Here is a 24,781-nt window from a genome sequence, read left to right on the forward strand (position 1 = left end):
CATGCAGGCAGAGATCCCCCGGGTCGTGATCGCCGGTACGCACAGCGGCTGCGGCAAGACGACGATCGCAAGCGGCCTGATGGCGGCACTGGTCACCCGTGGCTGCACGGTCCAGCCGTTCAAGACCGGCCCGGACTTTATCGATCCCTCACACCACACGCTCATCTGCGGCCGGCCGTCACGGAACCTTGATTTCTGCATGATGGGGGAGACCGGGATACGCCGGACGTTTGCCGCTGCTTCGGCAGGCGCTGAAATCGCGGTCATCGAAGGGGCGATGGGCCTCTTTGACGGAAGGGAAGGGTCTGATACCGCGAGTGCCGCACACGTGGCGAGGATCCTCAAGGCGCCGGTCATCCTTGTCGTAGATGTGCACGCGGTCTCGCGCAGCGTCCACGCGGTGGTGAAGGGATTCCGGGACTTCGATCCCCGGGTGAAGATCGCCGGCATTATCTACAATAAAATCGGGAGCGATCGGCACCGGCAGATGATCGCACAGGAGGAGTTTGTCCCGGCGCTCGGCTGGGTGCCAAAGCAGCTGGAGAGCGAGGTAAAAAGCCGGCACCTCGGCCTCGTAATGGCGCACGAGTCGCCGGCGATGAAGACTTACGGCCGGGTGATTGCCGAATCGTGCGACCTTGACCGGATCCTCGACATCGCCCGGGCTGCCCCGCCGCTCAATATTCCGGTGCCTGTCGCACAAAAAACTCCTGCGGCCCGGCACCGACCGGTCATCGGGGTCGCACGCGATGATGCGTTCTGCTTTTACTACCAGGACAACCTTGACCGGCTCGCCCGGGCCGGCGCGGAACTCCGCCCCTTTTCACCGATTGCAGACACGGAGCCGGATGTGGATGCGATCTATATCGGGGGTGGGTATCCCGAACTTCATGCTGAAGCACTCGAACGCTCGCGGTGCCGGCAGTTCATCCGTGACCGGGCAGCAGCGGGCATCCCTATCTACGGTGAATGCGGGGGGCTCATGTACCTCTGCGGCTCGCTCGAAGCGGACCGCGAATATGAGATGGCAGGCGTGCTCCCGGCCCGGGCCGTCATGACGAAAAAACTCCAGGCGCTGGGATATGTGCACGGTGCATTCGGGAGCCGACCCGACCTCTGGACGGGAACAGTGGCATTCAGGGGGCACGAGTTCCATTACTCCCGGGTCGAGTGCGGCCCGGACGCACGCTTTGCAATCCGGCTCGGGCAGGGAGCAGGCATCAGGAGCGGCAATGACGGGCTTACGGAATACAACACCATCGGGACATACACCCACGCGTATTTCACCGACGCGTTCTGCCGGAAATTTGTAGCGGCCGCTGCGGCATTTAAGAAACGGTAGCCAAAAAAGGTGCACACTGGGACAAAACCACGCTCTCACCCTGTGCGGCCGATGCACTCTCCTGGACCCGTCAGCTCACGGTCGCGGGAAAAACAGTTGGGCCCCCACCGGTTTTGACAAGGCCGTTGCAGCCATCGAGGCCCGGGAGCTCATCTCCGATTTAGAGATAGCAGCAGAATTCATGCGCCGGATACAGCAGGATAATTACATCCCACCGGCCTTAGCAAATGAGTATGCTGTTGCCGTGCTCGCTGAATACCACCGGGCCATGGCAAAAAAAAGCAACTGATACCGGGATTGTCAGACCCCCGGATCAAAAGGGGAGTATAGCCCCAAGTCTTTTTCCCTCCACCCGAAATTACATTATTCATGGATCCCCTCCTCGCGTTTGTGATCACACTCGCCCTCATCACTATCGTCAGCCTCCGGTACAGGATCTCCCCGTTCTTCACCCTGATCGGCGGGGCGGTCCTGTTCGGGTTTCTGGCGGGCATGACATTCGATGCGACCATGCTTGGGATCATCGCAGGTGTCGGCAAGGTATTTTCTGCATTCGGCATCATCATTCTCTGCGGGGCAGTCATTGCAAAGCTCCTGCAAGAGCAGCACCAGATCGAAGAGATCGTGGCCGATATCCGTAGGTACGTGAAAAACCCGCCGGTGATCGCCGGGGTATCCGGCTATCTTTTATCCGTACCTATTACCTGCTGCATCACAGCCTATATCATGCTGAACCCGATCCTCGATAGCCTTGAGAAAGACAAAACGAAGCGCAACGTGCTTCTGTACCTTGCTGCGGTCGGTGGAATCATTTCGTATGCGCTCATATTCCCGACACCGGTTGTCATCCCGCTCTACGAAGCGTTCTCCAGGGGAATGAGCCCGGTTCTGTTTGATGCCATATCTATCCCGCTCTCACTTCTGGTACTGGGTGGAATCCTCCTTTATTTCCGGTTCGTCCATCCAGATGTGGTCACCCCAAAAAGAACTGAATCACCAGCAACGCCCCATCAAATCCCCGGGACCGAGACTCCGGTCATGCGTCAGGGAATCCACTGGCGGGCATGGGCTCCCTTTATCGCGATCCTGATCGCCATTCCGGTCGCTCTTCTGCTCCTGCACCTGTCGCAGATGAGTATGATTAACGTAATCATGCTGGTCGGTGCAGTCACGGCCATCGCCCTTGCGTCTCCGTCAATGCGAACTCAGGGATTGTCACAGGGCGCAAAACACGCAGGCATAATTATCTTTGACATCTGCGGGGCGGGAGCGCTTGGTTATGTGATCGTCAGCAGCGGGTTTGCGCAGGATGCCATGGGCCGGATGACCCTGCTCATCCCCATCATCCTCGTGCCGTTCATCCTTGCCGCCTTGATCGAGACTGCGCAGGGCTCACGGGTGGTGACGGCGGTGATTACGGCCGAAGTCCTCGCAGGATCGACCGTGGCCGGTGCAATCCACCCGATCCCCCTCATCCTCCTTATCAGTGCCGGGTCGTGTATCGTGTCCTACGTGACCGATCCCTTCTTCTGGCTTGTCCAGCGGACAACCGGGGACGATATTAAAACCGTGGTGAAGAATTACACGCTGCCCATCGCACTCGCGGGTATCGGGATCTTTATTGTTGCCCTGGCCCTGGAGTACCTGGTCTTCCGGTAAATGATATAAAAGGTTGATCTCTCGGATTATTCTACAAATAATCTGCCCTGTTCGGTCAGCGAGTAGATGATCCAGTTGCCGTGATACTCGCCTTCAATCAGGCCGCTCTCTTTCAAAATATTCAGGTGATAGGAAAGTTTTGAGCCGGCAAGGTGCATGAACCGGTTAATAACGCAGACACAGAGCGGCTGGTCGCGGAGCAGAGAGAGGATAGTGAGCCGCAGCGGGTCGGAGAGTGCATGGTATCTCCTGCTCTGCTCAATGAGATCCTTTTCTTCCGGAATATGCCGGGAGAGAAATTCAACTCCTCCCAGATGTTCAATGGCCTCAAGGCCCACATCGGGATTCATGGCCGCTCTCTTTTTGGGTCTGGGTTTTCGCGGGCCGCAACAGGAACTTTTTGATAATTTCATTTCAAAATAATATGAAATGCCAACGTATATACGCTTCACTTGCAGACAATATTTCAACAAAATTTGAAATGCCGTGAAGTACTATGACGAACATACCATCCGGCCCTAATCACAAAGGAACTCCGTTGAGGAGTGAACCATCCATAGAAAACACCATGCAATCCTGCTGCGGGAGTGTTCAAAAAGAGCCCGCATCCGCATGTTTCTGCACCGGAAAAACCGGCCCGGCACCGGGAATCCGTACCACCACATCCATAATCACATCTGCCGACAGGCGGGATCATTTCCTTGCCCGGTGGGGCGTCAACCGGATGGGCCGTATCGTTACGCCGGGTCTGTACCGGCTCGGCAGCCCAACCACAGATTCACCCGTCTTTGCGTCCGCTAACTACACACTCAGCTTTGACGCACTCCGTTCAGCGCTTGCCGGCACTGATGCATGGATCCTGGTGCTGGATACCAAGGGGATCAATGTCTGGTGCGCTGCCGGGAAAGGGACGTTTGGCACCGGTGAACTGATCCGGCGTATTGCGGTGACCGGGCTTTCCGAAATTGTCTCGCACCGCAGGATCATCCTCCCCCAGCTTTCGGCATCCGGGGTTTCGGCACATGACGTCGCCCATTGGTCCGGTTTCTCGGTCGAGTACGGCCCGGTCCGGGCCCGGGATCTCCCGGCATACCTTCCCACCCGCACGGCAACGCAGGAGATGCGGACCGTCCGGTTCCCGCTTGCTGACCGGCTCCTCCTCTGCCCCATGGAACTTGTGCACGCACTCCTGCCCATGATTGCAGTAGCAGTCGTGTTGTACTTCCTTGCCGGCCCGGTTGCGGGGCTCGCAGCAATTGCCGCCGTGCTCGCAGGGACCGTGCTCTTCCCGGCGCTGCTCCCGTATCTCCCGACGCATGATTTCTCCATGAAGGGCTTCATCCTCGGGGCCATTGTCACGATCCCGTTTGCAGCAGCGTTTGCCCGGGCACCCGGCCTCTCCGGCATCGCACAGGTCATCGCGGTGCTCGTCCCGTTCCTCATCATCCCGGCCGTTGTCGCATACCTCGCCCTCAACTTCACCGGCTCGACCACGTTCACCTCCCGGACGGGCGTGAAAAAAGAGATCTTCCGGTACGTGCCGACAATGGTGCTCATGGCAGGCGCCGGGACAATCCTCGGGATCGCGCTTGGCGTCCTCCGGCTCATGGGGGTGACCTGATGTTTAACGCTTACGCAGAAAACACGCTCAAGTATTTCCCGGAGAAATGCATCAACTGCCGGCGCTGCACGCAGGTCTGCCCTCACGGAGTTTTTACTGAAGGGAAAAACCGGGCAGCACTCGTTAATCCCCGGGCCTGCATGGAGTGCGGGGCCTGTGCGAAAAACTGCCCGGTGCAGGCAATTGAGGTACAGAGCGGCGTCGGATGCGCATGGGCCATGATCAGCGCGGCACTCAGGGGAAAGGACATGGACAGTGGCGAATGCAGCTGCGGGGGGCCGGAGAGTTCCTGTTGCGGCCAGACAAAAGAAGACCCATGTTCTTACGGGGCAGAATAGAGGAATCAGCAATGAAGGCAACCACAAAATCTGATGATGCAGTGGCAAGTTACATGAGCAGGTTCACCTGCTCTGCAGCAGTGTTTTCTGCCTTTTCCGAAGATCTTGGCCTAAATCCCGATACGGCAAAAAAGATCGCATGCGGATTCGGTGCAGGGATATCGAAGACCGGCAATATGTGCGGTGCGGTGTCCGGGGCAATCATGGTTATCGGGTTGAAATACGGAAAGACCGAAGCGGATGACGAAGCCGCAACCGAGAAGACACGGGCCCTCGTCCGGCAGTTCATTCACGAGTTTATAGCAAAGAACGGCTCGGTCAACTGTACGGATCTGCTCGGACTTAACATTAGCAACCCCGAAGAATTTGCACAGGCACGCGATAATAAACTGTTTGTCACGAAATGCCCGGAACTTGTGCGGGACGCCACGGAAATCCTTGAAAAAATCCTTTGAATGTACAAATAGGTGAACGCTAATGGATACGCAAGTAAAACGACTTTCATTCCTTGACCGGTACCTTACGCTCTGGATCTTCCTTGCGATGGCGGTCGGGATAGCAATCGGGTACTTTTCACCTACAGTACCGACGCTGATCACCGGCCTTTCAGTAGGGACCACGTCAATCCCGATTGCCATCGGGCTTATCCTCATGATGTACCCGCCGTTGGCAAAAGTACGTTATGAGGAACTCAGCAACGTGTTCCGGGATAAGAAGGCACTCGGGCTTTCTCTGTTCCTGACCTGGCTCGTGGGACCTTTCCTGATGTTTGCCCTTGCCGTCCTCTTCCTCCACGACCAGCCGCTGTACATGTATGGCCTGATCCTCGTCGGGATTGCCCCCTGCATCGCAATGGTCATTGTCTGGATAGACCTTGCCAAAGGCGATCGCGAGTTCAGTGCGACGATGGTGGGGTTGAATTCCATCTTCCAGGTCCTCTTCTATTCGGTCTATGCATACCTCCTCATCACCGTGCTCCCGAAAATCATCGGCATTGCCGAAGGGACAGTGGTGGATGTATCCATGGTCGAAATTGCCGTCACTGTCTTTACGTATCTTGGCATCCCGTTTATCGCGGGAGTTGTTACCCGGTTCACCCTCATCAAGATAAAATCAAAGGAATGGTACGAACAAAAATTCATCAGGAAGATTTCACCGGTCACTCTCATTGCGCTGCTCTTTACCATTATCGTGATGTTCTCGCTCAAGGGCGGATACATCGTTACCGTCCCGCTCGATGTCGTCAGAGTCGCGATCCCGCTGGTCTGTTACTTCCTGATTATGTTCTCTCTCGGTTTTTACCTGGCATTTAAACTGGGAATCAATTATCCGCGGACTGCAAGCCTCGCATTCACCGCAGCGTCAAACAATTTCGAGCTTGCCATCGCGGTCGCCATCGGTGTCTTCGGCATCGGATCTGCTGTTGCGTTCGCCACCGTTATCGGACCTCTCGTGGAAGTGCCGGTGATGATCGGCCTCGTGAACGTGACGCTCTATCTCAAAGAGAAATGGTATAAAGGCGGCAGTCCATCATCAGAATGTAGAACATGAACAGACCCCGCATCCTTTTTGTCTGCACCGCAAACGCGGCCCGCTCCCAGATGGCGGAGGGCTACCTCCGGGCAAAGTACGGCGACCGGTACGAGGTCTTCTCGGCCGGCTTCCGCCCCGCCGGCCGGGTGAGCAGCCGGGCAATTATCGCGATGAAAGAGATCGGGATCGACATCTCCGGCCACCAACCAAAGTCGCTCGATACCTTCAACGGTGTTACACTCGATCTCGCGGTCACGCTCTGCGATAACGCCCACGCGGTCTGCCCGGTCGTGCCGTCAGCGAAAAAAACGATCCATCACAGGTTTCCCGATCCCCACCTCACCCCGGGCACCGGTGAGGAGATCCTTGGCGGGTACCGGAGTGTCCGGGACGCCATCTGTGCGTGGATCGATGCCACGTTTGCCCACGGGTTGCCGGGATAAAGACCATTTGCTATTTAAAAAAACCTGACCTCTCGTTTCTGATGGTGCTCTCAAAAATATCCGGAAACGAGGCCCAACGCGCAAAACGCCTCGTCGGGTTTTGAGCTATGCATTTACCCTTATCGGGAATTTGTTCGGGTGCATATCCACCAACACATCGGGAACATTATTCTAAAAGAGGGCTATCGCAAACGCCCCCGCCCCCAGCAGCCGGGGGCAGGGCTTGCGTAAGGGGGGCTCCGGGGCACAGGACCGACCCCTTTCATGAATGCGTGATGCTACCCAGCCCGGCACCAGCACATACCGTGGCGATCGCTTTTTTGGATCGACGCCCCTCCAAGTCCCGCGACCCCTGTCCTGTCGAATCATACGCACGTCACGCCCCTTTTTTTCGCAAAAGATTCATCATGCCCCGCTCCCACCATTGAACTATTCGGGGCGTGGCTTTTTATGACCGGACCAAAAAAAAAGCAGAAGAATATCTACGCGGACTCGCTCGCGTTCCATGAAAAATACCGGGGGAAGATCGAGGTCCATTCAAAAGTCAGCCTGAAAAACCGGCACGATCTCTCGCTTGCCTATACACCCGGTGTCGGGGCGGTTTCACGGGAGATCGCAAAAGACCGGGAACTGGCCTGGAAGTACACGCTCAAGGCAAACACGATCGCGATCGTCTCTGACGGCTCCCGCGTCCTCTCGCTCGGGAACATCGGGGGATATGCCGCGATCCCCGTGATGGAGGGAAAGGCACTCCTCTTTAAGAAACTTGCCGGCATCGATGCCTTTCCCATCTGTTTTGAAAAATCCCACGCTGGCCTCGCCGAAGACATCAAAAACATCGCCCCGGTCTTTGGCGGGATCGCACTCGAAGATATCGCGGCGCCCAAGTGCTTCGAACTCGAAGAGGCGCTGCAGGGCATCGGGATCCCGGTGATGCATGACGACCAGCACGGTACCGCCGTAGTCGTACTCGCCGCACTGCTTAACGCCTGCCAGGTGACAAAAAAGAGGTTTGAGGACTTAAACATCGTCATCTGCGGGGCCGGGGCGGCAGGATTTGCCATCACCCGCATGCTCCGGCACATCGGCTACGACCCCGGGCTTTTCCCGAGCGTGAACGATATCATCGTCTGCGACACGCAGGGGATCGTCCACCGGGACCGGGAGGGACTGTATGCGAACAAGTACAAGTTCATCATCGGGGACGAGACCAATAAAGGCGGGCGGACCGGCACGCTTGCCGATGCGATGGAAGGCGCGGATGTCTGTATCGGCGTCTCGGTGCCCGGGATCGTAACGCCGGCGATGATCCGCACGATGGCAAATGACCCGATCATCTTTGCGCTGGCAAGCCCCGTGCCCGAGATCCTGCCAAAAGACGCCCTCTTGGCCGGGGCGGCCGTGGTCGGCACGGCACGAAGCGAGTACCCCAACCAGATCAACTATGCGCTCGCCTTCCCGGGCATCTTCCGCGGTGCCCTCGACGTATGTGCGACCCGGATCTCGGATGAGATGAAAATTGCAGCCGCCCACGCTCTTGCCGGTTACGTGAAGCGTCCCCGACGGGATCGCATCCTGCCCCGGGTGCTCAACCGGGACGTAGTAAAAGCCGTGGCAGGGGCCGTGAGCGAAGCAGCAGTCGCAAGCGGTTGTGCCCGGGTATTTTAAAAACACCCTCCCTTTAGTAACCCCTCCAACATGGTAACCGCAGGACAGGCCCCCCGCCCTTTTTTAGTTCCTTTCCCGCGAAAAGATGCGGCAGCCTCTTTTACGCGTGCTTCAGGAATCATGTTACCACAAGATTGTTCTTATATGTCCGGGCGTAATGGTTCCGCATGAAAGCAGAATCATGTAAGATCAGCGATGGCGTATACTGGGTAGGTACGCTTGACTGGGATCTGCGTACATACCACGGGTACACCCTGAAGGGAACCACCTATAATGCCTATCTTGTTTTCGGGAAGGACAAGATCGCCCTGATCGACAATACGTATCCCGGCACATCCTCCCAGATGTGGGGGAGGATCGCACATGCATTTTCCTGCGAGAAACGGGACGTCGCCATCGATGTGATCGTCCAGAACCATATCGAACGCGATCATTCAGGGGCACTTCTCGAGATCCATAAAAAGTTCCCGAATGCCCCCATCTACTGCACCGAGATCGGGAAGAAGGGACTGCTCAAACATTACCCATCACTTGCCGGGGCCGGATTTATTATCTCAAAGACCGGCATGACAATTGATCTCGGGGGCCGGACACTTGAGAACGTGGAAACCCCATTTCTCCACTGGCCGGACAGCATGGAGACCTTCCTGGCCCCCGAAGGCATCCTCTTCTCCAATGATGCCTTCAGCCAGCATCTCTGTTATGCCAGACGGTACGATCGGGATGTCCCTGAAGCCTTCCTGGTGGATGCTGCGGCAAAGTTCTACGGTAACCTGCTCGTGTACCCCTCAAAGTTACTGGTAAAGAAGCTCGATGAGTTCCGCCGGCTGGGACTTGCGGAGAAGATCAAAATAATTGCACCGGGGCACGGCCAGATCTGGACGGACCCGACACGGATCCTTTCGGCCTATACCGGCTGGGCGACCGGGGTGTGCGAGAACAAAGTGACCATCATCTACGATACCATGCACCACTCCACGCAGATGATGGCACACGCGATCGCCGAAGGCCTGATCGCCGGTGGCATGGATGTGAAGATGTATTACCTTCACGAGGACGAGAGGAGCGAGATTGTCAAAGACATCCTCACGAGCAAGGGTATCTGCATGGGTATCCCGACCATCCATGATGCGCCGTTCCCCAGTATCGGCGACATCATCTATTACCTCAAAGGGTTGCGGTTCGATCACACCGGTATAAAACGGGGAGCAGTCACCTTCGGTTCCATGGGAGGAAAAGGTGGCGCGGTAAAAATAATCGCCGACGAACTCACGGAAGCGGGATTTGATGTTAAAGAGCAGATGGAATGTTATTATGTGCCGGATGAGAGCGAGCTTGACCAGTGTTATGAGATGGGCAGGAGATTTGCAAAGACACTGTCGGGAAAATAATCCCCGATACTGAAATTTTTGCTGCCGGTTGATGAAAAAATCCTCATCGGTTTACAGCTGTTCCGGCCTGAGCACCCGGCATACCTGCTCCATGAGCGCGTAGTGGCGCCGGAGCTCGGCGCAGTACGTGCCGCTGCGATCGCTTTTTTCGATCGGCACCCACGTGATCCCGCAGTCCGTGTCCCAGAGCACGAGCCCTTCAGCCGGCGCTGGCTGGATCGGCCGGCTCGTCGTCTCGTTGAGCAGTAACAGGATCCCGTCCGCGTCCTGCTCGCCGGCGCCAACGGCAAAAAGCGCGGCCGCCATGCACCGCACCTGGTGCCAGAGGAAACTTTCGGCTTTCACTTCAAGATACGTGAACCGGCCTTCGGTCCCGATACGGGCTTCGAGAACCTTCCGCCACGGGTTCTTATCGCCCACCCGGGCAAGATTCGAGAAATTGTGCTCGCCAAGGAAATTTGTGGCCGCCGCTTCCATTGCCTGCGGATCTTCCGGCGGTTCGGAATAATAGTACCTGTACGTGCGCGATCTTGCGTCGTACCGGGGGTGAAAATTGTCCCCGACTTCAGCGGAGGCCGTGCACCAGATATCGAGCGGCAGCTGGAGGTTGAGCGCCTGCCGGGCGCGGTCAGGATATGACGTGGAAAATGCGACGACCTGCCCGCAGGCATGCACCCCGCGATCGGTCCTCCCGGCAGAGCAGAAACCAGCTGTACGCCAGTCAGAAAAAAGATCGAGACGCCGGCACGCGGCGATAAACTCCCCTTCGACCGTGCGGCTGGACTCCTGCTGCTGCGAGCCATAGAACCGGGTGCCGAGGTACGAGACCCGGAATGCAAGCCTTACCGGACGCGGAACCGCCGGGTCAGCCTCTTTATCCTTCTCCATGTGTTGTTCAGCGACTGGCGGGTGTAGGTACGCAGGGGCGTCTTTCTCCCGCCGCAGGAAACCCGCCCCTCCCGGATGGCTTTAAAGATGGACTGCATATCCGGCTCTGCTTCGACAAACGTTCTCCCGAAGCCCACGAAGCGTACGTTGTGCGCATCGCTTCCCCCGACACAGGGCTTATCCAACCTTTGTGCGATCCGGCCTGCCTTCCGGTTGGCCGAACCGACAATGTACCGGCTGTTGAAGGCCTCGACCGCGTCGACGATATTCATTGCGGCCTTGATTTTGCGGGCAACGCCGTGGCGCCACATATGGTAGGGGTGGGGAAGGATCACGAGCGCGCCTATGCGCCGGGCGATCCTGACCGTCTCGCGCACGTCAAGCCCTGCAGGAATAACCTCGGTCACGCCCAGCACCAGCAGGTGCCCCTGCAGGGTCGAGACCTCGATCCCGGGGATCACAAGCACCGGGGTACGGATCGTGAGCGCCAGCTTTGCGCCATCGACGCAGTCGTGGTCGGTGATCGCGATCGCATCGAGCCCGACCGCCTCTGCCTGCCTGAGTATCTCCTCCACACTGCTCTCGCCATCTTTGGAAAAATTCGTATGCACGTGCATGTCGCAGGTCAGCATCTGATCATAGTATTTTTATCTCTCTCTGTATTAAGGAGACTTATGCGCATCCTCCTCCCCACCGGCGCGGCAACCGCAGAAACAGTGCGCCGGGCAGCAGCCGGCTTCGACGCCGATGTGGTGGTGACAGGAAAGATCGCCTCGTTTCTTACACCTCATGCACTCCGCGAGCTGATCCAAAAGAGCGCTTACGATGCCGTCGTTGTCTCGGGGATGTGTACCGTCTCCTTTGAGCAGGTGGAGCGCGAGACCGGGGTGCCCGTGTACCGGGGGCCCCGGCACGCGGCAGACCTTGCAGGGATCCTCCCGCTGGTCGGGAAAGTCCCGCTCTCGCGCACGGTTCCTGCCGATGATTTCCTTGCGGCAGGAAAAGCAAAGGATGCGATGGCCCTTGTTGTGGCTGCGGAAAAGGACGCGGAACCGGAGTTTGTGATCCGGGGAGTAAAGATCGGTGGGAACGCCCGGATGAAAGTGCTCGCCGAGATCATGGACGCCGACCGGGTGGAGGATATCGCGGGCCGTGTGGAACAGTATTTTGCACAAGGGGCGGATATCGTCGACCTCGGGTTTGGCTTCGATGCGACCCCTGCTGATGTGAAACGGGTGTTCTCCGGACTTGAGGGGATCGATGGCCCGCTTGCGGTGGACACGCAGGACCCTGACCTGATCAGGGCGGCACTTTTCCGGGCCGACCTCGTGCTCTCGCTCCAGGAGACAAATATCCCGAAAGTGGGAAAGGACGTGGCCCGGGCGGGAGTGGCAGCGGTCATTGTGCCGGGCGGGAGCACTCTTTCGAAAAATATTGCCCGGGCACGGCGCGCCGGTATCAGCTGTATCATCGCCGATCCCCTTCTCCAACCGGTCGGCTCGGGGCTTGTCACCTCGCTTCGGCAGTTCAATGATTATGGCTGCCCGCTCTTCTTTGGCGCGGGAAACGTGGTTGAACTTCTCGATGCGGACTCGGTCGGGGCAAACGCCCTGCTCGCCGGGATGGCTAAAGAAGTCGGGGCGTCCGTGATCTTCTCAAGCGAGCATTCTGACAAGACCCGGGGCTCGATCCGGGAGATGCGAAAGGCGACGGAGATGATGGTGCTTGCCCGGGACCGGCCCTACCCCAAGGATCTCGGTATTGATCTGCTGGTGCTCAAGGAGAAACGGAGCCGGCGCGAGCCGGCGCTTGAGTATGAATCGGCAACTGTGGCAAAAACGATGCCGAACGAGATCACCTATGACCCCAAGGGAAATTTCCGGATCGGGATCGAAGGCAACCAGATCGTCGCGGTGATCAATGGGAAGGCGGTGAAGGGGACCCGGTGGCAGGACGTGCTCTCTACGCTTCTGTCGGAAGGCCACGTTTCCCTGCTCGATCATGCGGGATATCTTGGCCGGGAACTCTACAAGGCGGAACTGGCGATACGGTACGGCAGGAGCTTCGAGCAGGACGGGGAGTTTTAGATAATCCACGTCGGGCACTGCATGTCCCCATTAACCCTTTTATCCAAAAACCCCCCCATCACTATACATGACCACACAGGTGCGTGCATCCCATATCCTCGTCAAGACCGAGGACGATGCAAACAGGATGCTAAAGCGGATCAAGGATGGGGAGGACTTTGCCGCGGTTGCAAAGCGCTTCTCCTCCTGCCCGTCAAAAAAGAACGGCGGGGATCTCGGCTGGTTCGGCAAGGGACAGATGGTCCCGGAGTTTGAAGCGGCCGCATTTGCCGCTGAACAGGGCGCAGTCATCGGACCGGTAAAATCCCAGTTCGGGTACCATGTCATCAAGGTGACCGGGAAGAAATAACCCGGACCACGCGGATGATTACATAATGGATTACAGATTTTTCCTTGGCATCGGCGTCGCTGTTGCAATCGTCTTTGCCGGGGCGGCAGTCTATACCGGTTTTGAAAAACAGGCCCCGGCAGACTCCCCCGGGCGCGACACCCTGTACCAGATCTCGACTATCGACGTGTTGATGCAGGGAGTGTACGATGGTAATGTGACGGTTGGGGATCTTAAAAAGCACGGCGACTTCGGGATCGGAACCTTCGACCGGCTTGACGGTGAGATGATCGTGCTCGACGGCCGGGTCTGGCAGGCAAAAGCCGACGGCACGGTTTCCCCGGCAATGGATAACCAGACCACGCCGTTTGCCACGGTCACATACTTCGACACCGATATCCGGCAGACCACCATGGATCGTGCGATGAACTATTCAGGATTCACGACCGCGATGGCAGCACAACTTCCCTCGCAGAACATGATCTACGCGGTAAAGATCCACGACACCTTCCCGTCGGTAACGGTGCGGGCGATCCCGGCGCAGGAACCGCCGTATCCCAACCTCACCGTTGCGGCAAAGGAGCAGCAGGTCTACACGTTCACGAACGTCACCGGCACGGTTGTAGGGTTCTACACGCCGGCTTTCTTAAAAGACCTCAATGCGCAGGGCTATCATCTCCACTTTCTTGCCGACGACCACCTGCGGGGCGGGCATATCCTCGACATGACGGTACCCGCCAACAGCATAGTCCAGTACGACGTGACACCGTACTTTACCATGGCGCTCCCGACCACCGGTGCATTTGTCGGGACAAACCTGACTGCCGACATGAGCGCTGCGCTTGCCGCGGTCGAACAGTAACGGCAGCTCCTACCCTGCAGTTCCCACAAGAAAAGATCCGGGAGATCTCCCTGGGTCTACCGGGACGGAACCGCTCTTTATCCCGGTGTTTTGCGAGCCTTTTTTGCATACCAGCACGAATGGATCGATACAAGCGCTGGAACGCTTTTTATTGTGAACCACCATGACCATCCGCGGGATCAAGAAGGAACTTCTCATGCTGCTGCTCGAACTGGGCAAAAACAGCCACCCGAACGAGTTCGCCGCACTCCTCAAAGAAGATGGAGGGGTGATAAGCGAACTCAATCTCCTCCCCGGCACGATCACCGGCAGTTCATCAGCTTCGATCTTCTTTGACATGATGCCGCTTGATACCCATCTCGCAGGAAGCGCACACTCCCACCCGAACGGTGTGCTCCGGCCTTCCAATGCGGATGTGAACTTCTTTCCCCGGGCGGGAAGATACCACCTCATCATCGGTGCCCCGTACCGCGAGAACGACTGGCTGTGTTTTACTGCGGACGGCGAGCCCTGCGAACTTGAGGTGATTGGATGACCGCACGGCGCGTCGTTGCCACCGGGACTTTTGACATCCTCCACCCGGGGCACCTCTACTACCTTTCCGAGTCAAAGAAACGCGGCGATGAACTCTGGGTGATCGTCGCCCGGGACGCAAACGTGAAGCACAAGCCCCGCCCGATCGTCCCGGAGGAGCAGCGTCGGGCGATGATCGCCGCGCTCAAACCGGTGGACCACGCGATCCTCGGCGACCCGACTGACATGTTCCGCCCCATAGAGGAGATCCGCCCCGATGTTATCACGATCGGGTTCAACCAGTACTTCGATGAGGTTAAACTCCGGGGCCAGCTTGCGGAGAGAGGGCTTCGGGCAGAGGTTGTCCGGATCGGGAAATATGCGGATGGCGACCTTGCGAGCTCGCGCCTGATCGTCCAGCGGATCATCGAAGCCCGGGGCGGCGATCAGCGGACCGGGTAGAACGGGCAGTCTGTTGTCCTGCACTCTGTGTTCATGCCGTAAAACTGGCAGGTGACCTTCGGGTCGATCGGGATTTTTACGTCAAGGTTTTCTGCTGCGAAGGCAACCGCCCCCTGTATCGCAAGGAACGTGTTGCGCTTGCAGCAGCGCGGGCCGCCGTGCATGGCAATCGTCATGAGACTTTTCGCGACCACGAGGTTTGCCTGCTGCCATTCGCGGTGCGAGAGCGGTGTCGCGCCGGTCACGAGCGAGATGAAGATCCCGGTGCCCACTGCCGCGCCGCAGTCGCCCATAAAACCACAGGCGCCTCCCTTTATCATCCCGGCACGTTCCCGTGCCGTCGCGATCAGTTTTGCTTTCCGGTCCGGCTGCCCGGTGATGTTGCAGTATGCCGCAAGAAGCACGGCAGGCACGAGGAAGTGGTGCTCGGGGCCGTGCATGTTCACGACCGGGTTCTGCATCAGGGTGATCGCCATCCTGATCGGATCGGTCTCGGTTGTCTTTGTGCAGTACTGCTCTATTGCATCATCGGCCCCGAGCTGGTGGCAGCGATCGCAGACAAAGTGCCCGTCCACGCAGACAGCATTGGCCATCTGGACCTTGTGGCAGTACGCACACTCGTGCTGCTCCGGTGACTCGAGGTAGTGGAGCGGTTTACCGCAGACCATGCACCCGGTGCGGTAGTCAGTCATGGAAACTCCGTGTTGTCAAAAGAGAGGGGCCCTTTGAGGGAAAAACTTTATTGATCCGGGCGGGTATCCTCTGCATGAGGTGGCTCGCATGCAGGATTGCAGTGGGGAAGTGGAAAAACTGATCAGGCTTGCTCGTGAACGGGGCGCACATGCACAGCAGATCGCGTCAGAAGACATTGTTGTGGCACAGTGGGTGAGGTTCAAGTGCCGCTACGGCTGCAAGGGGTACGGCAAGCATTTTGGCTGCCCGCCGTATGCTCCCTCACCGGAAGAGACCCGGAGGATGATTGGAGAATACACAACAGCGCTGCTGATCCGCTTTGATGGGGTGCCGGGCCATGGTGCGTTTGAGGCCGACGATATCCCCGATGATTTCCACCCCTATTTCCGCGACCTGATCATCTGGGTGAACGGGACGGTCCATTTCCTTGAAAAAACCGCATTCTACGACGGGTTCTACAAGGCGTTCGGGTTCGGAGGCTATCCCTGTATCTGGTGCGAGCACCAGCACTGCGTTGCGGAAGAAGCTGATGGCGTGGTGGATGAGAGCCTGCGCCGGAAGTGCCGGCATATGGACCTGGTCAGGCCCAGTATGGAGGCTGCAGGGATGGATGTGTTTGCCACGGCAAAGAATGCCGGCTGGACCCTGCACACAATCCCGTGCAAAGATATGGAGTATGGGAAGATCGTGCACTGCGATGTGCATTCTGTCGGGCTCGTACTCGTCGCGTGAAATGATCAATGGCCCGCACGCATGCGGTGTGGTGGCGGCCCGTGGTGGCGGCTTCTCCCTGAAAACCCGTGCAGGAGTGTGCCGGAGTACTTCGCTGCAAACGATCCCACAAAGGAGGTCACAATCACCATCACGGCAATGGTGGCAGCAACCGGAGGAGAGCCGTACAGCACGGCAAGCGCGATGGAGAACTCACCCCTCCCTATGGTGTTTGCCCAGATCTCAAGACCCGACGAGGCAGATCCATAGAGGTAAATGCCGGTCAGCACACCGGAAATAAGTTTACTGACGATGGCAAGGACGCAGATGACCGAGATCACAAAGAGGCTCACGCTGCCGGACAGGTTGATGGTGATCCCGAAAAAGACAAAGAAGATCACGAGAAATACGTCCTTAAACGGGCGGGCATGCTGCTCGAACGCATCCGGATCGGTGGTCGCAAACACGGCGCCAAGGGCGATGACCATCATGGTTTCGGGAACCCCTAAAAACATGGCAAATCCCGCAGTCGCGAGCACGGCGACAAACGTGAACAGGACGGGCAGCTCGTCTTCACGGTCGAGGATCGAGACCAGGAATTCCTTACCATAATGGGCGAGCACGTAGAGGATGGCCAGCACAAAGATGATCTTTGCGGCAAAGAAGAGCAGGTTCTGGTCGCCGGCCGAAAGGAGGGCAAGGACGATGATCATTGCAATATCCTCAAAGACCATCAGCCAGATAATGGTCTCCGATTCCCGCATCATGAGTTTGCGGTTCTCGATTAACGAGGTGACGGCCATCGCAGTGCTGGAGATGTAGAATGCGGCAGCGACAATCAACGCCTCGATAAACGAAAAGCCAAGCATGTAGGCAGCGACAAAACCGATGAGCATATTGACGTTGAGATCGATAATCCCGCTTGTGAGCACCGCCGACCGGTTCTCCGAGATCTTATCGATCCTGAGGCCGAGGCCCACGAAAAAGAGTAAAAAGATCAGCCCCATTTCTGAGAAGAAACTGCTGATCTGGTCGGATACGACAAGCCCGAGGCCGGCTTTTCCCAGGACAACGCCGGCAATAATGTAGAACGGGATCGCCGGGAGGGACAGGTACTTGCTAGCCAGTGCAAGCACGAGGCAGACAAAAAGCGCGATTATGATGCCTTCCATCAATCCACCAAGATTTCCCGTTCGAATAATCTGAGCTGGTCGGTTTCCCCGATAACCAGCACGGCATCGCCGGTTTCAAACACAAACGAGGGCGGGGGATTGATGATATTTTTGTCATTTCGGGAAACGGCGATAACGGTCGTCCCGGTCTTTGCCCGGATCCGGAGGTCTTCAATCGTCTTTCCTGCAACGGCCCTGGGGACGATGTACGTATGGATGGTGACCCGGAGATCGGCAAGCGCAGAGAACGCGATCTCCACGCTCTCCTGGTCGGCCTCGATGATAGCGCCTGTAAGAATATTCCCGAGCCTCCGAGCCTCCACCGGTGTCATCTCGGCTGCGCTTGGCGTGTGGCAACCCTTCTGGAGGGTATACATCTGGATGGTACCGGTCTTTGTGAAAAATATCGCGACCGTATCGCCCTTGTCAGTCTCGAATTCGTATTTTGTGCCGACACCGGGAAGGTTGAGGGATCGAAGAGCCATAGGAGACATTAGAGGAATGATCCTAAAATATATTACTCCTCCGCTGGCACACTATTACCCTCTGGGATGTTCCTCCCGTTAAGGATTGCATAGACCTGTGATGCTGATGAAGCCCACTTGTCTGGTCATACAGTAAGTAGGGAAACCGGGGCCGGTCACCCCTCTTCCGGACCCGGAGTGAGTGCCAGTTCTCTCCAGGTATCCCATCTTCTCCTTCTTATGAAACGGTGGATCACCCGGACCCCGAAAATTCCAAATCTCCCGTCGCAAAACCGGCCGGGACAGCATCCCCCGGGGTCCGATAATGATCGGAAATATGGGAAGGTCTCATGGACCGGCCCACTCACCACACCTCGACAAAACCCCAACGACACTGGCGACGTGCACATCTCTCTCAGGGAGTATAGGGAACTGTCATAAAAACGAAAAGCGTGTTGGACGCATGGAGAGGGTGAGAGGATCCCGTTCATGCATCGGACACAGATATCATTCAAGGATTTTCTGGTATGAGAGGCCGGGAGGATCGTTCTTTAGTGCCGGACTGGTACCGGGCATGAGAACTTTTTTTTTAGGGGTTTTTGTCCTCCCTGTACCAACTGTTGAAAGAACCGGTGTTTAAACCCCAGACCGGGCGGGGTGAAAGTGATCACACGGGGGTCTCCCGGTACAAACAGCGACCGGCAAAACAGATCATTTTTTGTCTATCCATGATGATAAATAGTGATAGATCCGCGAACGTTTTTCGCGCACATCCGTTCATTCTGACAACATGTTTTGTCAGGAGTTGGTGATCATCGCAGAAATCCCGAAGGAAGAATACATAGAAAAATGCACGTCCGCCTGCGCAGGGTGCAGTTCGTCCCTGACGCTTCGCTATGTGCTAAAAGCTGCCGGGCATGACAGCGTGCTTGTCGTGCCTGCGTGCTGTACGAGCGTCATCCAGGGGGCCTACCCAAACACCGCGATGAACGTGCCGGTCTATAACGTCGCGTTTGCCTCCGCTGCCGCGTGTGCATCGGGCATGTCCGAAGCGTTTCTGGAGATGGGTAAAAAGACCCACGTGATCGTGTACGCCGGGGACGGCGGGACGCTCGATATCGGTATCCAGTCGATGTCGGGCGCTTTTGAACGGGGCACGGATTTCCTGTACATCTGCTACGACAATGAGGCGTACGGGAACACCGGTATGCAGCGCTCGGGCGCGACGCCGCTTGGCGCAAAGACTACGACCACCCCGACCGGCAAGACCGTGGAGAAGAAAGACATCGACGCGATCGTGGCCGCCCACCATCTCGAATACATGGCAACCGCGTGCAGCGCGTACCCGCAGGACATCTATAAAAAAGTCACAAAGGCGCTCACGTTCCGGGGGCCGACCTTCATCCACATCCTTGCCCCCTGCCCACCTGGCTGGCGGTACCCGACCGAGAAGACGATCGAGATGGGAAAACTCGCGGTCAAATCCGGCATGTGGGTGCTCTACGAGCGCGAGCACGGGAAACTCACGATCAGCGCACCCTCGAAAGCAGCGATGAAAAAACCGCTGCCGCTTGAAGATTATCTCGCCCCGCAGGGAAGGTTCAAGGGCATCGATGCAAAGTCGCTTGAGATCCTCAAACAGCACCTTGCCGCAAACCTCAAGAAACTTACCGCAGAGGAGGCGCAGCCATGAAGAAGATCGCAACAGGAAACAAGGCGGTCGCTGAAGCGGTCAAACAGGCATGGCCCAGAGTAGTCGCGGCATACCCGATAACCCCGCAGACCGAGATCGTCGAGACCATCGCGGATTATGTCACAAGCGGCCAGATGAAGAGCCGTTACATCCCGGTCGAGAGCGAGCACTCCGCAATGGCGGCCTGCATCGGGGCAAGCATCACAGGAGTGCGGACGTTTACCGCGACAAGCGCACACGGCCTGCTCTACATGCACGAGATGACCAACTGGGCCGCAGGTGCACGCCTGCCGATTGTGATGGTAAACGTGAACCGGTCGCTTGGTCCCGGCTGGAATATCTGGGCAGAGCACACCGATGCGATGCAGGAGCGCGACACCGGCTGGCTGCAGGTATATGTCTCAACCGTGCAGGAAGCCTACGACACAACCCTCATGGCATTCCGCATTGCGGAGCACAATGACGTGCTGCTGCCGGTGATGGTTAATCTCGACGGGTTCTCCCTCTCCCATATCATGCAACCGCTGGACACCGTCGAACCCGGGGACTTTATCCCGCCGATCCACCTGCCCCATGCCATCGATACGAAAAACCCAACCGGGTATGGCGGTCTTACCATGCCGGATCAGCACTTCCTGTTCCGGTGGGATATCGAACGCTCGATGCGCGACGCCGGAAGGGTGATCGCGGCAACCGAGAAGGACTTTGCACGCCGGTTCGGGCGGAGCTACGGACCGACCGAGAATTACCGGTGCGAAGATGCGGACGTGATCCTCATCGCCATGGGAACGTTTGGGAAAGAAGCCGAGGTCGCCATCGACATCCTGCGAAAAGAGGGCATAAAGGCCGGCTCGATGCGCCTGCGCTGGTTCCGGCCGTTTCCAAAACTCGACCTCGCTGGAAAAGAGGTTGTCGTAATCGACCGGGACTACTCGTTCGGGTATGGCGGTATTGTCGCCGGCGAGATTAAGGCAAAGAACCACTGCGAGGTCTACAGCGTGATCGCCGGCCTTGGCGGCCAGGAAGTTACCTATGATGACATGGCGGAGTTTGTCCGGACACGTCGCATGGGTGGGGAGTTCTGGTTTGGGGTGACCGGCAATGTTTGAGATCCGGATCCATTCCCGGGGCGGGCAGGGTGGCGTGACTGCGGCCCGGCTCCTTGCGATGGCAGCACTCCATGACGGGAAATACGCGACTGCATGCCCGTTCTACGGTGCGGAGCGCCGCGGGGCGCCGGTCGTCTCGTTTGTGAGGATCGACGACCACCCGATCAAAGTCTACAGCCAGATCCGTGACCCGGACCTGGTCGTAGTGCTTGACGCAAGCGTGATGGAAACGGTCGATGTCCTGCACGGGCTCAAAAAGGGCGGCCGGGTGCTCATCAACAGCGCCCACCGGCCGGAGTTTGCCGGCTATACCACCTTCAATGTCGACCTGACCGGGATCGCCTTAAAAGAAAAACTCGTGGTCGCGGGGAGCCCGATCCTCAACACCCCGGTGCTCGGGGCGCTCGCAAAGATGGGGATCGTCTCGGTTGATTCAGCAAAGACGGCGATCCGTGAGATGTTTACCGATGAGCGCAATGTCAAGGCTGCCGAAGCCACATATGTGGAGATGAGCGCATGAGCAGCAGCGTTAAAAAACGCGACCGGCTTGCAGTGAGCAGGCCGACCGAAGGCGCAGCCGGCCAGACCGGCTCGTGGCGGGTGTTTAAGCCCGTGGTCGACAAGGAAAAGTGCAACGAATGCGGGCTCTGTGCGATGTATTGCCCGGACGGGGCGATCGATGAAGACCTCATGGTCGACCTCAGGTTCTGCAAGGGCTGCGGGATCTGCGCGAACGAATGCCCGAAAAAAGCCATTGCGATGGTGCGGGAAGAGAAATAAACCTGCAGACCGTGTTCATTTTTTTTATCATATATGACCGGTTTTCCTTCAGCGATAGGGATAACGCCGGAGCAAAATTTTGTTCCTTCCCTGTCTATCTTACGGGCAGGTTGCATGGCCGGAGACTACGCCGGCCGGCTTACCCTCAATGGGATCATCCGCCATATATTCCAGATCGAACCGGTAGAGATGCGTAAACCGGCAGTTCCGGCACCGCACTGTGATACTACGGCAGCTGACGGTCAGATCATGGAGCCCGGTAACCCCGCAGTTCCGGCACGAGGCCTCCACGGCAAGAGACCAGACCGGCCACGGGCCGGGTCCGGCAAACTTCCCGGTATCGTCCACGTCCTCAATACGGGGCACAAAAACCCGGGTCGCCCCGCAGGCGTCGCAGGTGACATCGGCCCGGTTGGGCATCGCCCGGATATGCTGGTCTGCCACCTGCCTGCAGTGGTAGCAGTCGGTGCGGTAGTTCGTGCTGATAAACCGGTCGTTCATGAAGGATGGTGCATCCCGGGTATCATTAACCTGTCGCAGAGGGAAAAAATCCCGGCTGATCGGTATGCGGGATGAGCCCCGGGTAATGCAGCGGTTACCATCCTTCCACCCCACATTGTAGATGATTTTAGATTTTGCCCAAGATTCGGTCACAAAAAAGGTAAATTTATTTAATTATGGACATTTCATGTGTACTCCATATGAAACTCTTCATGGGATTGATTATTCTTCTGGTTACACTGGTGGCAGTCACCGGATGCACACAGACAGCATCATCTCCTGCACAGACAACAACGGTCCCGGCGACCGAGGTTACCACGATAGCCGTGCCTGTCACTACCACTGAGCAGACACCAGCACCGACGGAAAACGTGACCACGGCGGCAACTGTGGCCCCTGTAAATGTCACACCAACAGTCACTGCCGCGAGCGGCGTCACAAAGATCCATATCACGAGCACCGGCTTTACCCCCCAGACCGATGTGGTGCTCCCGGGCACCAACATTGCCTGGGTAAATGATGACACCGTCAATCATGGGATCATGACGACCGGGAATAATACCGGCATGTTCAACTCCGGTGACATTATTCCAACCGGACAGTTCCAGTTCTCGTTCAGCGAAAAGACAGGTACATACACCTACGCATTAGCAGATAACAAGACCATCACGGGAACTATTATCGTTAAAGCAGGACGCACCCTCACCGGCTAATCAAAGACACATGTTTCCTCTTTTTTCGTGAAGTATCCACCCCACAAAGATCTTCTGGAGACCGTCGCGCACAGTAAGCCCCCGGATTGGTGGTTTTTAGATATTCACCTGCTACTGAAGGTTACCAGGACCTCGTAAATTCTGATACCAGGACGGATGGATCCCCTGAGGAAAGGGATGGGGTCCGCAGAGCAGAATTACCGGACAGAGGAGACACCCATGGTCAAATGCGCGGATCATTACGGAGAATTGCACATTACTCTTAAAAATGTAAAAAAAACTCATGGAAATTAAAAAAATGCCGGGATTTTAAAGAGGGGTGACGTTAGTAGTCGCCCATGCCGGGGGGCATTCCACCCATGCCGCCCATGCCGCCCGGGGGCATGCCACCGCCGGCCGGCTCTGGGGACTTTGAAGAGGCGATCACATCGTCAATGCGGAGGATCATGATCGCGGCTTCCGCGGCAGAGGAGATTGCCTGAGTCTTGACACGGAGCGGCTCGACAACACCGGCTGCCTTCATATCAATTATCTTGCCTTCGTAGACATTAAGGCCGTAGGTCTTCTTGCCCTTCTCGTGCGCTGCACGGATCTCGACAAGCATGTCGATGGGGTCGAGTCCTGCATTCTCTGCAAGGGTGCGCGGGATGATCTCGAGTGCCGATGCGAACGCTTCGATGGCGAGCTGGGCCCTGCCGCCGACACTTGCCGCATATTCGCGGAGCCGGAGCGAGAGCTCGGTCTCAGGTGCACCGCCACCGGCGACGACCTTCTTGTCCTCAACAACGACCGCAACAACGCGGAGTGCATCGTGGATTGCACGCTCAAGTTCGTCGACTACGTGCTCGGTGCCGCCGCGGACGATGATCGAGACTGCCTTAGGGTTCTTGCACTGCTCGACAAAGGTCATCTCTTCTCCGGAGACCTTGCGCTCTTCTACGAGGCCGGCCTTGCCGAGCTCGTCCTTGCCGATCGCGTCAATAGAGGAGACGAGGCTGCCACCGGTTGCCCGGGCAAGCTTCTCCATGTCACTCTTCTTGACACGGCGGACGGCGAAGATGCCGGCCTTTGCAAGGTAGTGTTGTGCAATGTCGTCAATACCCTTCTGGCAGAAGAGGACATTTGCGCCGCTTGCGACAATCTTTTCGACAATGCCCTTGACCATGCGCTCCTCTTCATCGAGGAATGCCTGTAACTGATCGGGGTGGGTGATGTTGATCTCGGCATCGACTTCGGTCTTCTTGAACTCGACTGCTGCATTTAAGAGAAGCAGCTTGGCGTTTGTGACCTTCTTTGGCATCGCCGGGTGAACACGCTCCTTGTCGATGAGTACACCTTCAACGATCTCTGAGTCATCGATGCTGCCGCCGGTCTTCTTCTCAACCTTGATGTTGTCGGTGTCAACGGTACCGTCTGCATCGGCAACCATGGTTACTGCCTTGACGACGAGGTCGCAGAGCTTGTCCTTTGAGGACTCTGCGCTCTTACCGGTCATCGCGGTCTCGGCGATCTTCTTGAGCATCGCCTTGTCAGTTGGCTTGACGTCGAACGCGATGTCCTTTAAGAGTTCCTGGGCCTTCTCTGCGGCCTGCCGGTATCCTGCAGCGATAATGGTCGGGTGGACGTCCTGTTCCAGGAGTGCCTCGGCCTTCTTTAAGAGTTCCCCGCCGATGACGACTGCGGTGGTGGTTCCATCGCCGACCTCGTCATCCTGGGTCTTTGCGACTTCGACCATCATCTTTGCGGCCGGGTGCTCGATGTCCATTTCCTTTAAGATGGTGACACCATCGTTCGTGATCACGACATCGCC

General features: G+C 57.3%; 28 protein-coding genes. 20 read left to right on the forward strand and 8 right to left on the reverse strand.

Annotated elements, in window-relative coordinates; translation table 11 throughout:
- The first annotated feature begins 1 nt into the window (after position 1).
- Positions 2–1,342 (forward strand): cobyrinate a,c-diamide synthase, encoded by a 1,341-nt coding sequence (locus QZN75_RS02835; protein ID WP_292424455.1) that lies wholly within the window; start codon positions 2–4, stop codon positions 1,340–1,342.
- Between the two features lie 369 nt (positions 1,343–1,711).
- Entirely contained in the window at positions 1,712–3,001 is a 1,290-nt protein-coding gene (locus tag QZN75_RS02840; RefSeq protein ID WP_292424458.1) for a GntP family permease, read from the forward strand.
- A gap of 26 nt (positions 3,002–3,027) precedes the next feature.
- Here QZN75_RS02840 and QZN75_RS02845 read toward each other — a convergent pair whose 3' ends face one another.
- On the reverse strand, positions 3,028–3,414 hold the full coding sequence (locus QZN75_RS02845) for a helix-turn-helix transcriptional regulator (protein ID WP_292424461.1): 387 nt from the start codon (positions 3,412–3,414) through the stop codon (positions 3,028–3,030).
- A gap of 155 nt (positions 3,415–3,569) precedes the next feature.
- Here QZN75_RS02845 and hgcA point away from each other — a divergent pair, with 155 nt between their 5' ends.
- The 7 genes from hgcA (at position 3,570) to QZN75_RS02880 (ending at position 9,995) form a co-directional block, all read left to right on the forward strand.
- A complete protein-coding gene (gene hgcA / locus QZN75_RS02850) occupies positions 3,570–4,622 on the forward strand; it encodes a mercury methylation corrinoid protein HgcA (protein WP_366652790.1) in 1,053 nt (350 codons plus the stop codon).
- Entirely contained in the window at positions 4,622–4,960 is a 339-nt protein-coding gene (gene hgcB / locus QZN75_RS02855; protein WP_292424464.1) for a mercury methylation ferredoxin HgcB, read from the forward strand. Before hgcA ends, hgcB begins: the two co-directional genes overlap by 1 nt.
- A gap of 11 nt (positions 4,961–4,971) precedes the next feature.
- Positions 4,972–5,415, forward strand: coding sequence for a C-GCAxxG-C-C family protein (locus QZN75_RS02860; RefSeq protein ID WP_292424466.1), 444 nt, complete (start codon positions 4,972–4,974; stop codon positions 5,413–5,415).
- Positions 5,416–5,437: 22 nt separating this feature from the next.
- Positions 5,438–6,511 carry an ACR3 family arsenite efflux transporter gene (arsB, locus tag QZN75_RS02865; RefSeq protein ID WP_292424468.1) on the forward strand — a complete coding sequence of 358 codons (1,074 nt, stop codon included), beginning with the start codon at positions 5,438–5,440 and terminating at the stop codon, positions 6,509–6,511.
- The gene (locus QZN75_RS02870) at positions 6,508–6,936 is read left to right on the forward strand and encodes an arsenate reductase ArsC (RefSeq protein ID WP_292424469.1); all 429 of its coding nucleotides are present in this window, start codon (positions 6,508–6,510) and stop codon (positions 6,934–6,936) included. The genes arsB and QZN75_RS02870 overlap by 4 nt, the downstream gene beginning before the upstream one ends.
- Positions 6,937–7,386: 450 nt before the next feature.
- Positions 7,387–8,604 carry an NADP-dependent malic enzyme gene (locus QZN75_RS02875; protein ID WP_292424471.1) on the forward strand — a complete coding sequence of 406 codons (1,218 nt, stop codon included), beginning with the start codon at positions 7,387–7,389 and terminating at the stop codon, positions 8,602–8,604.
- Positions 8,605–8,771: 167 nt separating this feature from the next.
- The gene (locus tag QZN75_RS02880; protein ID WP_292424473.1) at positions 8,772–9,995 is read left to right on the forward strand and encodes an FprA family A-type flavoprotein; all 1,224 of its coding nucleotides are present in this window, start codon (positions 8,772–8,774) and stop codon (positions 9,993–9,995) included.
- Positions 9,996–10,046: 51 nt separating this feature from the next.
- Here QZN75_RS02880 and truA read toward each other — a convergent pair whose 3' ends face one another.
- Both truA and QZN75_RS02890 read right to left on the reverse strand, forming a co-directional pair.
- Positions 10,047–10,883 carry a tRNA pseudouridine(38-40) synthase TruA gene (truA, locus tag QZN75_RS02885; RefSeq protein ID WP_292424476.1) on the reverse strand — a complete coding sequence of 279 codons (837 nt, stop codon included), beginning with the start codon at positions 10,881–10,883 and terminating at the stop codon, positions 10,047–10,049.
- The gene (locus tag QZN75_RS02890; RefSeq protein WP_292424478.1) at positions 10,838–11,515 is read right to left on the reverse strand and encodes a PHP domain-containing protein; all 678 of its coding nucleotides are present in this window, start codon (positions 11,513–11,515) and stop codon (positions 10,838–10,840) included. The genes truA and QZN75_RS02890 overlap by 46 nt, the downstream gene beginning before the upstream one ends.
- 42 nt (positions 11,516–11,557) lie before the next feature.
- Between QZN75_RS02890 and QZN75_RS02895 the strand changes: the two genes are divergently transcribed.
- The 5 genes from QZN75_RS02895 (at position 11,558) to QZN75_RS02915 (ending at position 15,135) form a co-directional block, all read left to right on the forward strand.
- Positions 11,558–12,970 (forward strand): dihydropteroate synthase-like protein, encoded by a 1,413-nt coding sequence (locus QZN75_RS02895; protein WP_292424480.1) that lies wholly within the window; start codon positions 11,558–11,560, stop codon positions 12,968–12,970.
- Between the two features lie 67 nt (positions 12,971–13,037).
- Positions 13,038–13,319, forward strand: a complete 282-nt coding sequence (locus QZN75_RS02900) for a peptidylprolyl isomerase (RefSeq protein WP_292424483.1) — start codon at positions 13,038–13,040, stop codon at positions 13,317–13,319.
- 25 nt (positions 13,320–13,344) lie between these two features.
- Positions 13,345–14,160 (forward strand): acetolactate decarboxylase, encoded by an 816-nt coding sequence (gene budA / locus QZN75_RS02905; RefSeq protein WP_292424486.1) that lies wholly within the window; start codon positions 13,345–13,347, stop codon positions 14,158–14,160.
- A gap of 163 nt (positions 14,161–14,323) precedes the next feature.
- Positions 14,324–14,695, forward strand: coding sequence for a Mov34/MPN/PAD-1 family protein (locus tag QZN75_RS02910; RefSeq protein ID WP_292424488.1), 372 nt, complete (start codon positions 14,324–14,326; stop codon positions 14,693–14,695).
- On the forward strand, positions 14,692–15,135 hold the full coding sequence (locus tag QZN75_RS02915; RefSeq protein WP_292424491.1) for an FAD synthase: 444 nt from the start codon (positions 14,692–14,694) through the stop codon (positions 15,133–15,135). Before QZN75_RS02910 ends, QZN75_RS02915 begins: the two co-directional genes overlap by 4 nt.
- Here the strand turns inward: QZN75_RS02915 and QZN75_RS02920 are convergent.
- Complete coding sequence (locus QZN75_RS02920) at positions 15,120–15,827, reverse strand: DUF5714 domain-containing protein (protein WP_292424494.1); 708 nt, start codon at positions 15,825–15,827, stop codon at positions 15,120–15,122. The two genes, QZN75_RS02915 and QZN75_RS02920, sit on opposite strands and share 16 nt — an antisense overlap.
- 88 nt (positions 15,828–15,915) lie before the next feature.
- Here QZN75_RS02920 and QZN75_RS02925 point away from each other — a divergent pair, with 88 nt between their 5' ends.
- On the forward strand, positions 15,916–16,560 hold the full coding sequence (locus QZN75_RS02925; protein WP_292424497.1) for a DUF2284 domain-containing protein: 645 nt from the start codon (positions 15,916–15,918) through the stop codon (positions 16,558–16,560).
- A 5-nt stretch (positions 16,561–16,565) separates the two neighbouring features.
- On the opposite strand, the gene QZN75_RS02930 is transcribed toward QZN75_RS02925, so the two are convergent.
- Together QZN75_RS02930 and QZN75_RS02935 are read right to left on the reverse strand one after the other, a co-directional pair.
- Positions 16,566–17,711 carry a cation:proton antiporter gene (locus QZN75_RS02930; RefSeq protein ID WP_292424500.1) on the reverse strand — a complete coding sequence of 382 codons (1,146 nt, stop codon included), beginning with the start codon at positions 17,709–17,711 and terminating at the stop codon, positions 16,566–16,568.
- Complete coding sequence (locus QZN75_RS02935; protein ID WP_292424502.1) at positions 17,711–18,196, reverse strand: cation:proton antiporter regulatory subunit; 486 nt, start codon at positions 18,194–18,196, stop codon at positions 17,711–17,713. The genes QZN75_RS02930 and QZN75_RS02935 overlap by 1 nt, the downstream gene beginning before the upstream one ends.
- A 793-nt stretch (positions 18,197–18,989) precedes the next feature.
- Here QZN75_RS02935 and QZN75_RS02940 point away from each other — a divergent pair.
- Genes QZN75_RS02940 through QZN75_RS02955 form a run of 4 tightly spaced genes read left to right on the forward strand, consistent with a single transcriptional unit; the run spans position 18,990 to position 21,757 of the window.
- A complete protein-coding gene (locus QZN75_RS02940) occupies positions 18,990–19,868 on the forward strand; it encodes a thiamine pyrophosphate-dependent enzyme (RefSeq protein WP_292424526.1) in 879 nt (292 codons plus the stop codon).
- Positions 19,865–20,977, forward strand: a complete 1,113-nt coding sequence (locus tag QZN75_RS02945) for a transketolase C-terminal domain-containing protein (protein WP_292424505.1) — start codon at positions 19,865–19,867, stop codon at positions 20,975–20,977. Before QZN75_RS02940 ends, QZN75_RS02945 begins: the two co-directional genes overlap by 4 nt.
- Entirely contained in the window at positions 20,970–21,497 is a 528-nt protein-coding gene (locus tag QZN75_RS02950; protein WP_292424508.1) for a 2-oxoacid:acceptor oxidoreductase family protein, read from the forward strand. The genes QZN75_RS02945 and QZN75_RS02950 overlap by 8 nt, the downstream gene beginning before the upstream one ends.
- Complete coding sequence (locus QZN75_RS02955; RefSeq protein WP_292424511.1) at positions 21,494–21,757, forward strand: 4Fe-4S binding protein; 264 nt, start codon at positions 21,494–21,496, stop codon at positions 21,755–21,757. The genes QZN75_RS02950 and QZN75_RS02955 overlap by 4 nt, the downstream gene beginning before the upstream one ends.
- A 99-nt stretch (positions 21,758–21,856) precedes the next feature.
- On the opposite strand, the gene QZN75_RS02960 is transcribed toward QZN75_RS02955, so the two are convergent.
- Positions 21,857–22,258 carry a hypothetical protein gene (locus QZN75_RS02960; protein ID WP_292424514.1) on the reverse strand — a complete coding sequence of 134 codons (402 nt, stop codon included), beginning with the start codon at positions 22,256–22,258 and terminating at the stop codon, positions 21,857–21,859.
- A gap of 212 nt (positions 22,259–22,470) precedes the next feature.
- Here QZN75_RS02960 and QZN75_RS02965 point away from each other — a divergent pair, with 212 nt between their 5' ends.
- On the forward strand, positions 22,471–22,971 hold the full coding sequence (locus tag QZN75_RS02965; RefSeq protein ID WP_292424517.1) for a hypothetical protein: 501 nt from the start codon (positions 22,471–22,473) through the stop codon (positions 22,969–22,971).
- A gap of 325 nt (positions 22,972–23,296) precedes the next feature.
- On the opposite strand, the gene thsA is transcribed toward QZN75_RS02965, so the two are convergent.
- On the reverse strand, positions 23,297–24,781 hold a 1,485-nt coding region (gene thsA, locus QZN75_RS02970), incomplete at its 5' end, for a thermosome subunit alpha (RefSeq protein ID WP_292424520.1).

The sequence above is a fragment of the Methanoregula sp. genome (genome assembly GCF_003170075.1).
Lineage (GTDB): Archaea > Halobacteriota > Methanomicrobia > Methanomicrobiales > Methanospirillaceae > Methanoregula.